The following is a 13,425-nucleotide window of genomic DNA, read 5'->3' as shown; positions in this document are numbered from 1 at the left end:
GGGGCGGCGGCCGGCTCGGAGGCGGAGTCGGCAGCCAGCTCGGGGACGGGGGCTGCGGCCGACACAGGCACAGGGGCGGCCCCGGACGCGGGGGCTGCGGCCGGCGCGCCCGCAGCGAGTTCGCCAGCGCCGCCCTCCTCCTCGTCCGCGCGGCAGCGGGTGGCCACGCGGAACAGCCCCTGGTCGACCGCCAGCAGGCACACGCCCGCGACAACGGTGGAGGCGACGCAGAGCAAGACGGTGGTCGGGCCGTCGAACAGCGGCCAGCCCTGCCCCACCACGTACGAGACGCCGAGCACGGCGAGCACGGCGACCACCGCGGAGATCCCCAGAAGCGCAGCCCAATCACGCGCCGTCATGCCCAAGCGCGCGAAGAGATCCTGGCTGTGACGCTCCTCCAGCGAGATGAAACCTGCTTCCTCAGACTCAGCGACTCGATACGACTCAGTACGGCTCGGCGGGACGCGGTAGCAAAAGAGCCCCTCGGCGAGGGGCTCTTGCAATTGATGGTGGTCGGAGGGGGACTTGAACCCTCGGCACGCGGATTTTCAGTCCGCTGCTCTACCAACTGAGCTACCCGACCAAAGGCGAGAAACTTCCGTTTCTGACGCGGTGATATATTCTAGCGCCTCGTGCGCTCGTTGGCAAGAACTTTTTTCGGCACATCGCGAAACGCCCGGCCGGCCACGCAAGCCACACGGGCCACGCGTCGACCGCGGGCCACCCGCAAGCCCCCCGCGCCCCCTCTCCCCTACGGCACGAACAGCGCGAGGGCCGACCCCAGGGCGATGGCGGGGCCGAAGGGGAACTCGCGCAGGATGGGGTAGCCCGACTCCGCCGCGGCGAGGTCCTTCTCGCCCCAGCGGGTGTGCGGCAGCACGAGCGCCGACAGCAGAAACGCCACGCAGGCCACCAGCAGGCAGAGCACGCCGCGCTCGAGGCCCAGAAACAGCCCCACCATGGTCAGGAGCTTGATGTCGCCGGCGCCCATGGCGCGCTTCTTCGACACCGCCTCGTACACCACCGTGACCAGCAGAAGCCCGCCGCCGAGCGCCACGGAGCCCACGATGCCGTCCGCGAGCGACACGCCCCGAAACGGCGCGTGGGCGATCATCGCCGTCACAAAGTCGGCGCCCACGATCACGCCACCGATCCCGAGGCCCACCCGCCACACCAGCCACAGCCCCGCAAGGCCCACCACCAGCTGGTTGGGGATGCGCAGCGTCCGCATGTCGGCGACGGCCGCCGTCACGAGCAGCGCTGCAAACGCGAGGTATATGAGGGCGGTGAATATCATTATCCGAAGATCAGCTCACGCTCCTCGCCCGTGAGCGCCGCGCGCGCCTGGTCGCGCAGGTTGTTCACGCCGATGAAGAACTGGCGCATCATCACCACCATGAGGTAGCGGCCCTTGGACGTGAGCGTCAGCTCCTCGTCGTCGTTCACGGCGAACGCGCCCGACGCCGCCATGAAGGCCATCTCGACGGGCAGCCCCGCCTCCACCGAGCAGCCGAAGTCGCGCTTGAACTGGCGCTTGTCAAGGCGCAGGCCGAACAGCTGCATCATGAAGCGGTAGCGCATGCGGTTGCGCTTGGTGAAGGTGGCCTTGCCCATCATCGACATGCGCCCGCCCTCGATGGCGGCGTTGTAGTCGCGCACGGAGAACGTGTTCACGTACAGGCTCTTCCCCAGATACGTGATGCCGCCCGAGCCGATGGCCGGGTACTCCTCGTAGTCGACCACGTACTCGTCGATCATGGCCTCCTCGCCCGCGGCGCCCGTGCCGCGGCGGTTGAACGTCCAGGCGCTGCCGTGCTCGAAGAGCCCGCGCTCGCCCTGGGCGCCGACCTTGCCGCCGGCCACATCCACGCCGGGCAGCTCGCCGGTCAGAAGCTCGCAGATGATATCGTAGAAGCGCTGCTCGCGGACGTAGTCCACCTTGCCCACCGTGCGCGCGAGCGACTTCTCCACGCTCGGGCTCGCCATCAGCGGGTAGAACGTGGTCTGGCTCGCGCCCGACTCGATCACGCGCTCGACGTCGCGGATGAGGATGTCCTCGGTCTGCGCCGGGAAGTTGAAGATCATGTCGGCGTTCATCGAGGTGAAGTACGGGCTCGCGTCCTGGATGCGCTCGAGGATCTCCTGCCCGCTGCCGTACTTGTCGTAGCGGTCCATCTGCTTGAGGAGGCCGTCGTCGAAGCTCTGCACGCCCACGGAGAGGCGCTGCACGCGCCCCTGCAGCTTGTCCAGATAGCTCGGGATCAGGTGGTTCGGGTTCGTCTCGCTCGAGACCTCCTTGATGGAGAACGTCTCGCGCGCCAGGTCGATGGTGTCGCACAGCTCGTCGAGCAAGATGGTGGGCGTGCCGCCGCCGATGTAGACGCTGTCGAAGTCATACCCGAGGTCCTTGAGCATGAGCATCTCGCGGCGCATGTTCGCGAAGTACGGGCGCGCGCGGTCCTCCGCGAACGGGAAGCGGTTGAACGAGCAGTACGGACACAGCCGCTCGCAGAACGGCACGTGCATGTACAGCATGTAGCGCTGCCCGGGCACGGGCGCGGGCATGCGGTCCTCGGCCACGGGCTTGAGGTTCAGGTAGCTCTTGGTGCACTCCCGGACGACCGTCGAGAGCATTCGCTCGGACAGCATGGGCTACTCCCACGCGCCGCGGCCGCGCAGGGCCTTCGCGCCGATGTCGCTGCGCAGCTGCTTGCCCTCGAAGTTGACGAGGCCGCACGCCTCGTAGGCGCGGTCGCGGGCCTCTTCAAAGGTCTCGCCGAGCGCCACCACGTTGAGCACGCGCCCGCCGTTGGTGACGAGCTCGCCGTCGGCGTTGGTCTTGGTGCCCGCGTGGAACACCGTCACGCCGTCGAGCGCCTCGGCCTCCTCGATCCCGAGGATGACCTTGCCCTTCTCGTAGGATCCCGGGTAGCCCTCGCTCGCGAGCACCACGCACACCGCCCACGCGTCGGACCATTCCAGCTCCACGTCGGCGTCGCGGCCCTCGGCCACGGCCATCATGACCTCCGCCAGGTCGCTCTCGAGGCGCGGGAGCACCACCTGCGTCTCCGGGTCGCCGAAGCGCGCGTTGAACTCCACCACGCGCGGCCCCTTCGGCGTGAGCATGAAGCCGCCGTAGAGCGTGCCGCGGTAGTCGAGGCCGAACGGCTCGCGCGCGGTGGCCGCCGCGGCCGCGTCCATGATGCGCACCATCTCTGCCATCTCGTCGTCGGTCACGATGGGCACCGGCGAGTACACGCCCATGCCGCCCGTGTTCGGGCCCTTGTCGCCGTCGTAGGCGCGCTTGTGGTCCTGCGCCGGGGCCATGGGGAACGACTTGCCGTTCGTGACGAAGCACAGAAGCGAGCACTCCGGGCCCGTCATGCACTCCTCGACGACCACGCGCGAGCCGGCCTCGCCGAACGCGCCGTCGAAGCACGCGCGCACGGCCTCCTCCGCGTCCGCGAGCGTCTCGGCCACCACGACGCCCTTGCCCGCAGCCAGGCCGTCGGCCTTGATGACGATGGGGGCGCCCTGCTCGCGCACGTAGGCGAGCGCGGGCTCGGCGGCGTCGAACTGCGCGTAGGCCGCCGTGGGGATGTCGTTGGCGGCCATGAACGCCTTGGAGTACGCCTTGGAGCCCTCGAGCTGCGCGCCGTCGGCGTTCGGGCCGAACACGGCCACACCCGCCGCGCGCAGCTCGTCGGCCACGCCCGACACGAGCGGGGCCTCCGGGCCGACGACCACCAGGTCAACCGCGTGCTCGCGCGCGAACGCGAGCACCGCCCTCGCGTCCATCATGTCGACGGCGACGTTCCTCGCCTTCGCCACGCCTTCGGTGCCGCCGTTGCCCGGCGCCACGTACAGCGCGTCAACGCGGGGGGACTTGCCCAACGCCCAGGTGATCGCGTGCTCGCGCCCACCGGAGCCCAGTACCAGAATGTTCATGTCGTTCCTTTCCGAAACCGCATCCGCCCTGCAAGCGAGACCGGCTACCATCCTCGCATGATCGTTTGGTCGCGGTCGGGGCCCACGCTCACGATGGACATGGGCACGCCGGTGATCTCCTCCAGGTACTCGACGTACTTGCGCGTGTTCTCAGGCAGCTCCTCGTAGGTCTTGCACTGGGTGATGTCGACGTCCTTCCAGCCGGGAAGCTCCTCGTAGATGGGCTTCGCGTGGAACAGCACGCTCTGCTGCATGGGGAAGTAGTCGTAGCGCTTGCCGTCGCACTCGTAGGCCACGCACACCTTGATGGCGTCGAAGGCGCTCAGCACGTCGAGCTTGGTGAGCGCCACGTCGGTGAGGCCGTTGACCTCGGCGGCGTAGCGCGCGATCACGGCGTCGAACCAGCCGCAGCGGCGCTTGCGGCCCGTCGTCACGCCGAACTCGTGGCCCACGCTGCACAGCGTCTCGCCGTCGACGGCGTCCTGGCCGGTGCCGCCGTCCTCGGGGAAGGTGAGCTCCGTGGGGAAGGGGCCGCCGCCCACGCGCGTGACGTAGGCTTTCTGGATGCCGAGCACGCGGTTGATGTTCACGGGGCCCACGCCCGTGCCCGTGGCCGCGCCGCCGGCGCAGCAGCTCGACGAGGTGACGTAGGGGTAGGTGCCGTGGTCGATGTCGAGCAGCGTGCCCTGCGCGCCCTCGAACAGGATGTTCTTGCCCTCGCGCAGCGCGCGGTTCAGAAGCTGGGCGGTCTCCTCCATGTAGGGCTTGAGGATGCGCGCGTACGGCAGGTACTCGTCGCAGATCTCCTCGACCGTGTAGGTGTGCAGCCCGTAGATCTTCTCGAGGATGGGGTTCTTCTGCGCGAGCGCCGTCTCCACCTTCAGGCGGAAGATCTTCTCGTCGAGCAGGTCCTGGATGCGGATGCCCTTGCGCGCGGCCTTGTCCTGGTAGCACGGGCCGATGCCGCGCTTGGTGGTGCCGATCTGGTTGGAGCCCAGGCGCTTCTCGTCGGCGCCGTCGAGGTCCTTGTGGTACGGCATGATGACGTGTGCGTCGCAGGAGATCTTGAGGCGCTTGCACGAGATGCCCTCGGCCTCGAGCATGGCCATCTCCTTCACCAGCACGCCGGGGTCGATGATGACGCCGTTGCCGATCACGGGCACGGCGTTCTCGTACATGACGCCCGAGGGCATGAGGTGCAGCGCCAGCTTCTTGTCGCCGTGGATGACGGTGTGTCCGGCGTTGTTGCCCCCTTGGAATCGCACGACGTAGTCGAAGTCGCTTGCGATGAGGTCAGTGATCTTGCCCTTGCCTTCGTCGCCCCACTGGGCGCCGACGAGCACAGTACTCGGCATGGTTCGTCCTTTCGTCATTCGAGCGTCAGGGAACGGAAAGCGCCCTGTTCCGCAACCTCACAGTATAGTATAGGTGCGAACGAGGGCGCAGCCGGCCGCGAATGTTTCACGTGAAACATTCGCGGGAGCGGGGCGAGGGTGGGAGGAGGGCGGCGGGCGCGGGCGCGGAGCCAGCGAGAACAGGGGTGTTGCGGGCGGGCGCGCAGGGGCGGGCGCGGGGCCAGCGAGAACTTACCTGCATCAAACGACAGAGGCGAGTTCAGCGGTTCGACGGCGGCCGACGCGCGACGCGGGCAGTGAGACGCTGCCCGCGCCTCACGCCCCACAAGTCTCTCGCGTTCTCATTAGCGCGGAGCGGAAGCGGGAGACGAGCCCTACGCTTTCCGCGAGGCGCGGTCGTGCTCGATGGGGGCCGCCCAGGCGGAAGGGACAGCCGCGTGAGCGCGCAGGCAGCACGTCGCGTCCGCCATGGCCTCGTAGACGACGCTCGTGCCCTGGGTGTCGGCCACGTAGGTTGCGGCGCGGTCGGAGCGGATGCCGATCCGGGCCGCCTCAGCCGCGGCGTCGATGTTCGCGCCCATGAACAGAAACTCCCAGCCATCCTCCTGCTTGCGCTCGATGGCGCGCTTCACCTGCTCGTACGTGTAGCGCGTGCTCGCGTTCTCCAGTCCGTCGGTGGTGATGACGAACGCCACGTGCTCCGCCTTGTACTCGTCGGGCATGTAGCGCTGCACGCGCTCGATGTGCCGAATGGCCCCGCCCACCGCGTCGAGCAGCGCCGTGCAGCCGCGCACCTGGTAGTCCGCCCCCGTGAGGGGCTTCACGTCCCGCACGCTGACGCGGTCGTGCAGCACCTCGGTCACGTTGTCGAACAGCACCGTCGACACCACCGCCTCGCCTTCGCATTCCTGGTGCTTCTTGAGCACCGCGTTGAAGCCGCCGATCGTGTCGCTCTCGAGCCCCGTCATCGAGCCGCTGCGGTCGAGAATGAAAACCAGCTCCGTCAGACCCTTCTTCATGATGCGCTTCCTTTCCGTCGCCTTTTCGCCGAGCCGGCTGAACCAGATTGGCTGCGCTTGACCGAACCGAATTGGCCGTAGGTCAAGCTTGACCGAACTGGGTTGGTCATGTTCGGCCAAATTGGGTTGGCCGCGTTCGGCCAGACCAGAATGGTCGCGTTTGGCCGAACCGGGTTGGCCGTGCTTGACCAAACCGGTTCGAGTCACCCGGACCGAACCAAGTCGGATCAAGCCTGGTCAGGCCGTGCTCGTCGCTTACAGCGAGCATTATGCGGAAGCGGGCAGCGCAATAGGTAAACCGCGAAGCGACATTCGCTGGAGCGATGCGACGCAGAACGGAGCAGGGTCTGCCAGAGAAGCGCTTGCCGCGCGGCGAAGCCGAGACGCGATACGGCAATCCACAAGGCCCCTCACCTTCGCCGCTCTTCCTCTCCGCTCCCTCTTCGCCGCGCTCCCCTGTTGCTATCCGAGAAGAGGCTGGTCAAACGCGTAGAGCGCCTCGTTCACCTTGAAGATGTCGTAGATGCCGTTGACGAGGAAGTACTCCACGATCACGTCGGCCTTGCTGCTGTGGGAGAGCGCGAAGCCCGCGCGGGCGAGCAGGTCGCGCGCCTCGGCGAGGCTGAGCTCGAGCGCGATGGCCAGGGCGCAGGCGGTGCGCTTGGCGGGGCGGTAGTTGTCGTCCTTGCGGATCTTGGCGAACAGCTGGCGGCTCATGTTGGCGCGCTTGTACACCTGCACGTCGGTCAGGCCGCGCTCGTCGATGAGGCGCAGAACCGTGGCGGCGAACGACTCGTCGAGCGAGGCGATGCGCTTTCGCAGGTCAGAGGTGTCGAAGGAGCCTGTGGGGAAGGCGGCGGCTGGAGGGCTGGAGGGCAGGCCCGAAGCGGCGGGCTGCGGGGCGGCTTGCGGAGCGGGCGACCACGCGTCATCGCGCAGAGCAGGCGCGCACGGAGCAGCGAAGGCCGCGTCTCGCGAGAACCCGCCTTCAAGCTCGTCGAATGCCTCCGCACCAAAGTCGAAGTCCTCCGCAGGCTCGATCTCTCCGGCAGCCTCGACAGCGCTGAACCCGCGGGGCGCCCCGCGCCAGGGCGCGCCGCCGAGGACGCACGTGCCCTCCAGGATGTGCTCGCGCACGTAGACGTCGTCGACGTACTCCGCCACCGACCCGAGCAGCTCGCTGCCCGCCGCCACCGACTCGCGGTCGAACAGCACCAGGTACACGTGCAGGTCGTGGTCCTCGAGGAAGCGCCTGATGGCACGGATCGTCACGTCGAACGCACGGCGCGGCGGGAAGCCGTAGGAGCCCGCGGAGATCAGCGGGAGCGCCACCGTCGCGGCGCCCTGCTCGGCGGCGAGGGCGAGCGAGCGCGTCACGCAGGAGGCGAGCTGCGCGTCCTCGTCGTGCCTACCGCCGCGCCACACGGGCCCCACCGCGTGCACGATGCTGCGCGCCGGGAAGTCGAACGCGGGCGTCGCCACCGCGTCGCCCACCGCGCAGGACCCGACGGCATCGCATGCCTCCTGCAGCTGAGCGAGCCCCGCCACGCGCGCAACGGCCTCGCCAGCCCCGCCGCCGATCCGAAGCGCCGCGTTGGCCGGGCAGACCACCACGTCAACCCGCATGCGGCACAGGTCATTCCGCACAATGTAACAAGGCATACCGCAAGCTCCTCACTCAAACAACCGCCCCGACGACCACCAACCCCATGTCAGCGCAAGGCAAACACGCTCCCTAAGCAACAATACAACAACGAATAACGCATCTGTGCCTTATTCCCGTCCCACCAGGCAGATTAGCACGCGGGTGCTGCCTTCGGAAATCCTTCTTCGCCGCGCCCTACAGCTTGATGAGGGTGGCGGGGTGGGTGGGGGCGGTGGCTTCCTGGAGCACGCGCACCACTTCCTCGTGGCAGGTGAGGAGGATCACCTGGCGCGTCTCCGCGAGCTCGGCGAGGGCGCGCGCCGCGCCGCGGCGGCGCTCGGCGTCGAAGTTCACGAGGATGTCGTCGGCGAGCACGGGGACGGCGCGGCCCACGTTGGGGGCGCACGTGAGGAGCGCGATGCGCAGCGCCAGGTAGAGCTGCTGGCAGGTTCCCAGCGAGAGCAGGTTGGGCTCGCGCGTGGTGAGCGTGCTGTCGGTCACTTGCACCTCGCCGGCGTCGGTGAGCGCCACGCGCGTCCACCGCCCGTCCGTCATGAGCGCCAGCAGGCGGCTGGCCTGGGCGAACACCTCGGGCTGGCTCTTCGACTTCCACGCCGCCACGGCGTCCTCCAGCATGCGCTGCGCCAGAAGCAGGCGCGCGAGGTCGATCGACGCCTCGTCGATGCGCGTCTTGAGCTCGTGGTAGCGCGTCTTGAGCTTGTCGAACTCGCGCGCCTGACGCGCCTGCGCGAGCTCGCGGCTCAGCTCGCCCCAGCGGCGGTTGAGCGCCTCGGTCTTCTCGAGCGCCTCGGCGCGCTCGCTCGTGCAGCGCGCGAGCTCCTGGTCGAGCGCGGCGAGCGTCACCTCGGCGGGCACGCCCGCGCGCTCGCACAGAAGCGCCTGCTGCGCGGCTATCTCCCCCAGGCGCGCCTCCACCTCGTTGACGCGCTGCGTGGCCGAGCGCTGGCGCTGGCGGTCGAGCGCCATCTCGGCGCGGGCGTCGCGGGCGTCGTCGAGCAGCACGCGGGCACGGCGCAGCGAGGTGCCCGCATCCCCCAGCCCCATCTCGGCGAGGTCGGCGCGCACGGCGTCCTCGAACTCGGCCTGCGCCTGCTCGCCCAGCTCGAGGCGCTTGGCGCACTGGGACATCGCCTCGTGGGCGGCCTCGAGGCGCTCGCGGCGCTCCTCGTCACGACGGTCGGGACGGAACAGGAGCACGAGGGCCGATGCGGCCAAGAGGAGTCCGAAGAACACCATGACCAGGCCCAATGACGTATACGACAGGCTGCCCGCGGCGCGCCCCTGGATGAACAGCGGGACGCCCAGGCACAGGAGCAGCGCGAACATGGCCGCCGTGACCGCGACCTGCACGCCGCGGCGCAGGTGGGGCCGCCCCTGGTCAGAGCGACGCTGCGTCTCCAGAAGCGCCTCGTAGGCGGCGCGGGCGGCAGCATAGTCCTCACGCGCGGCGTCGAGCAGGTGCGCCTGCTTCGCCTCGCGCTCCGCAAGCGCCTCAAGGCGCTCACGCGCGGCTCGGTCCTCCGCGCCCGTCAGGCGCGCGAGCGCGCGGCCGACCGCCTGCTCGCGCGAGCGGCGCGCGGCCACCGCGCGGCGCTCCTCGTTGTGGAGGCGCCCGAGCTCGACGCGCAGCGACGCCGCCTCCGAGCCGAGCTTCTCCAAGCCGGCCCGGCAGACTGACAGGCTCTCGACGGACGCGTTCAGGCGATCCACGCGCTCGCTCATGCGCTGGCGCTCAGGCTCGATCGCATGGAACTCGCGGTCCTGCGCGCGGCTGTTCTCCATCTCCTCCGCGGCGGCGCGCAGCGCGCGGCGGATCTCGTCGCGCTCTTCGGTCAGCTGCACGATGGAGCTTTGCGCGCTCGCCGCGCGCGAGGTGTACTCCGCCAGCCGCTCCTGCACGACGCCAAGCGCCTGCGCCGGCGACGCGCCCGTGCCTGACCCAGCTGTGAGCAGGCGCGCCGTCACGTCGGTGGTGTTGCGCAGGCTGCGCAGCTCGTCGCTCGTGAGGGAGAACACGGCGCGGAAGGTGTCCTTGTCGATGTCGTCGACCAGGCTTGCGTCGCCCTGCAGGCCGTCGGCGTTGCGCACGCGGCGCAGCTCGAGCGGGGCGGCGGGGCCGGGGGCGCCGGCAAGGCCGGGGGCGCCAGCAAGGCTGGAAGTACCAGCAAGGCTGGGGGCGCCGAGGCGCTCAGGAGCCGCGCCGCCCTCCGGCGCGCCACCCGCCAGCGCGCCGCCCCGCTCCCCTTCCGCGCCTTCTTCCCGCTCCTCGAAGAACAGCGACCCGGCGCGCTCGGTGCCGCGCGGCTTGTAGGCGTTGCGCCCGCCGCGCGCCTCGTCCCAGCCGAACAGCACGCCGCCCACGAACGCCGCGAGCGTGGTCTTGCCCGACTCGTTGGCGCCGAACACCACGTTGAGGTGCGGCGAGAACGGCCCCACCACGCGATCGCGCGCGGCGCCGAAGCTCTCCATCTTGACGTGCCTCAGGTAGGGGGCCATCAGCGATCACCCTCCTGGACGAGCAGGTCGAGCACGAGGTCCTCCGCCTCGTCGATCAAGGAGTCAAGGTCGGCCGTCACCCCGCGCGGCATCGGCACGCCGCGGCGCAGGAACTCCTCCTGCAAGAAGCCCACCTGCTCGTCATGCGTCGCGCGCAGGGTCTGCGCCGCGCTGAGCACCGCCGCGGGGAACATCCCCTCGGCGCGCAGGGCGTCGCGGTCGAGCGGGCGCGTGGTCTTGTCCACGAGCGCGTCCACGAAGAAGTCGGGGCGCGCCTCGTTGAGCGTCGCGCGCAGATCCTCCATCACGCCGGGACGCGCGAGCACGTCATGCAGCGGCGTGGCGCCCTCAAGCGTGATGCGCGAGATCATCTCCTCGCACTGCGCCGTGCTGCTCGCGGCGAACTGCGCGCGCATCACCGCGTCGGCCACGGCGGGAAGCGACGCGCACTCCCCCACGTCCACCGCGCAGCGCTGCCACGCCACGCTGGCCGTGGGAATGAACTCCACGCGGTTCGGCGCCCCCTCTTCGAGCGTCACCAGGCTCACGCCGCGCGGGCCCGTCTCCTTCACGTCACGCCCCTGGATGCAGCCCGAGAACACGAGGCGCGGGTTCTCCGGGTTGTCGACGAAGCGCTGGTGGATGTGCCCGAGCGCCCAGTAGTCGAACCCGGCGGCGCGCAGCCGCACGGGGCTCGCGGGCGCCTTCGCCGGGTCGAGGTCGAGCCCGGTGTGCAGCACGCCCACGCCGAACGGCGCCTCGACGGCCCGCGGCCCAAGCGCGACCTCGGCAGATGCGCGCGTGAGGCCCTCGGCGATGTCGCGGTCGGCCGGCCACACCTTGTTGGGGTAGCCGCGGCCGCCGAGCACGCAGAGCGGCTCGCCCGCGCGCTCGAACAGGGCGAAGCTGGGCTTGTCGGCGGCGAACATCGTCGCGTTCGCGGGAAGCGCGAAGAAGTCCTGCTGCCACTGGGCATACGGGTCGTGGTTGCCCGTGCACAGGTACGCCCTGACGCCCGCCTCGCCCAAGCGCTCGATGCCCTTGAAGAACCGCAGGTAGTCGGCGTAGGAGGCGCGCGCCTCGTCGAACACGTCGCCCGCGATCACCACGAAGTCGACCGCGCGCGCGACCGCCGCGTCGATCAAGCGGTCGTACGCCTCGGGGATCGCCTCGCACAGGCGGTCGGCCCACTCGGGCGACAGCGCGCGCAGGCCGCGGAAGGGCGCGCCGATGTGCAGGTCGGCCGCGTGGATGAACGTAAGCCGGCGCGGCATGGGCTAGAACCCGCCTACGCGCGAGTCGTCGATGAAGTCCATGAACTTGGTGTACTCCGGGTTGAACGCCAGCGTGATGTCCCGGGTGGCGCCGTTGCGGTGCTTCGCCACGATGAGCTCGGCCGTGCCCAGGTCAGGACGGTCCTCGCTCTCCGCCTCCATGTCGTCCATGGAGCGGTCGATGAACATGACGATGTCGGCGTCCTGCTCGATGGAGCCCGATTCGCGCAGGTCAGACAGCATCGGACGCTTCTTGCCGCGCATCTCCACCGCGCGGGAGAGCTGCGAGAGCGCGATGACCGGCATGTCCATCTCCTTCGCGAGCACCTTCAGGCCGCGCGAGATCTCGCCGACCTCGACGGCGCGGTTGCCGTCCTTGCGCACGGCGGGCGGCTGCATGAGCTGCAGGTAGTCCACGATGATGAGGCCGCGTCCCTGCCCCGCCGCGTGCCGCAGCTCGCGGCGCGCCTTCGCGCGGGCCTCGAGGATCGACAGGCCCGGCGAGTCGTCGATGTAGACCTCGAGCTTCGAGAGCGTGTTCGACGCGTCGGCGATGGCGCCCCAGTCGCCCTCGGACACGAAGCCGCCGCGGATCTTCGACAGGCTCACGCGCGCCTCGGCACACAGGATGCGCTGCACGAGCTGCCCCGCGCTCATCTCCAGCGAGAAGAACGCCACGGCCGTGCCCGCCTTCGCCGCGTTCACGGCCATGTTCAGCGCGAACGAGGTCTTGCCGACGCCGGGGCGCGCGGCGAGGATGACCAGGTCACCGCCGCGGAAGCCGTGGAACAGGTTGTCGACGTCGCGGAAGCCCGTGGGCACGCCCGCCATGTGGTCGCCCTGCGCGGCGAGCTTCGATATCTCCTCGAACGCGTCGGTGATGAGCGTGTCCATCTTCACGAACGACGACGACACGCGCTTCTCCGTGACGTTGAACAGCGTCTTCTCCGCCTCCTCGACCACCTGGTTGAGGTCGTCGGGCGCGTCGTAGGCGAGCGCGTTGATGTCGGCGGCCGCGTACACCAGCTCGCGCAGGATGGCCGTGCGCTTCACGATGTCGGCGTGGCGCTGCCAGTTGGTGAGCGCGAAGGTGTTGTCGGCGAGCTCGGCCAGATAGGCGCGGCCGCCCACGGCCTCGAGCTGGCCCTTCGCCTGCAGCGTGTCAGCCAGGGCGATGGGGTCCACGGGAATGCGGCGGACGGAGAGGTCGTAGACCGACTCGAAGATGATGCGGTGCGCCGGGCGGAAGAAGTTCTCGGGCTTCAGGCGCAGGATCAGCTCCTCGACCACCTCGGTGTTCAGCATGCACGCCGCCAGCACCGACTGCTCTGCCTCGATGTTCTGCGGGAGCTGCGCGCGCTTGGCCGCGTCGACGGTGGTGCGTTGCGTATGCGAGGTTGAGGCGGGAGCGGGCATCGGCTTCTTTCTTTCTTTCTGCTTGGCACGGCGCTTGGTGCGACGCTTGGCACGGCGCTTGCGAAGTGGTTTGCGGAACAGTCCTATGGTAGCGCAAAGGCGCCGAGGCGCGCCCCTGAAAAGAAAACTCCCCTCGCCCACGTGGGGCGAGGGGAGTTCGCTTGCGTTTCGGACGCAGGCACGTGGCGTGCGAAACGCCGTGCGCGGAGTGCCGCGTGCGAGCGCACCGGGCGCGTTCGGCGGAACCGCCT

9 protein-coding genes, 1 tRNA gene and 1 pseudogene are annotated in these 13,425 nt (G+C 69.5%); all 11 read right to left on the bottom strand.

Annotated elements, in window-relative coordinates; translation table 11 throughout:
• Positions 1–365 (bottom strand): annotated as a pseudogene (locus HRL41_RS07995) (hypothetical protein); the annotation flags it as partial.
• Between the two features lie 142 nt (positions 366–507).
• A tRNA-Phe gene (locus HRL41_RS07990) sits at positions 508–583 on the bottom strand.
• Positions 584–751: 168 nt separating this feature from the next.
• The gene (locus HRL41_RS07985; RefSeq protein ID WP_165171035.1) at positions 752–1,297 is read right to left on the bottom strand and encodes a prepilin peptidase; all 546 of its coding nucleotides are present in this window, start codon (positions 1,295–1,297) and stop codon (positions 752–754) included.
• A complete protein-coding gene (locus HRL41_RS07980) occupies positions 1,297–2,649 on the bottom strand; it encodes a radical SAM protein (protein ID WP_172136311.1) in 1,353 nt (450 codons plus the stop codon). The genes HRL41_RS07985 and HRL41_RS07980 overlap by 1 nt, the downstream gene beginning before the upstream one ends.
• A gap of 3 nt (positions 2,650–2,652) precedes the next feature.
• Positions 2,653–3,948, bottom strand: a complete 1,296-nt coding sequence (gene purD, locus HRL41_RS07975; protein ID WP_172136310.1) for a phosphoribosylamine--glycine ligase — start codon at positions 3,946–3,948, stop codon at positions 2,653–2,655.
• Between the two features lie 44 nt (positions 3,949–3,992).
• Positions 3,993–5,303 carry an adenylosuccinate synthase gene (locus tag HRL41_RS07970; protein ID WP_172136309.1) on the bottom strand — a complete coding sequence of 437 codons (1,311 nt, stop codon included), beginning with the start codon at positions 5,301–5,303 and terminating at the stop codon, positions 3,993–3,995.
• Positions 5,304–5,677: 374 nt separating this feature from the next.
• A complete protein-coding gene (locus tag HRL41_RS07965) occupies positions 5,678–6,322 on the bottom strand; it encodes a VWA domain-containing protein (protein WP_172136308.1) in 645 nt (214 codons plus the stop codon).
• A gap of 462 nt (positions 6,323–6,784) precedes the next feature.
• Positions 6,785–7,984 (bottom strand): macro domain-containing protein, encoded by a 1,200-nt coding sequence (locus HRL41_RS07960; protein WP_172136307.1) that lies wholly within the window; start codon positions 7,982–7,984, stop codon positions 6,785–6,787.
• A gap of 178 nt (positions 7,985–8,162) precedes the next feature.
• Positions 8,163–10,484, bottom strand: a complete 2,322-nt coding sequence (locus tag HRL41_RS07955) for an AAA family ATPase (RefSeq protein ID WP_253904783.1) — start codon at positions 10,482–10,484, stop codon at positions 8,163–8,165.
• Positions 10,484–11,758: a DNA repair exonuclease gene (locus HRL41_RS07950; RefSeq protein WP_172136306.1), complete on the bottom strand. Its 1,275-nt coding sequence runs from the start codon at positions 11,756–11,758 to the stop codon at positions 10,484–10,486. Before HRL41_RS07950 ends, HRL41_RS07955 begins: the two co-directional genes overlap by 1 nt.
• A 3-nt stretch (positions 11,759–11,761) precedes the next feature.
• Positions 11,762–13,174: a replicative DNA helicase gene (dnaB, locus tag HRL41_RS07945; RefSeq protein ID WP_165052666.1), complete on the bottom strand. Its 1,413-nt coding sequence runs from the start codon at positions 13,172–13,174 to the stop codon at positions 11,762–11,764.
• Positions 13,175–13,425: the final 251 nt, after the last annotated feature.

Source organism: Adlercreutzia sp. ZJ473 (genome assembly GCF_013185065.1).
GTDB lineage: Bacteria > Actinomycetota > Coriobacteriia > Coriobacteriales > Eggerthellaceae > CAAEEV01.
This window is presented reverse-complemented; position numbering and strand designations above follow the sequence as displayed.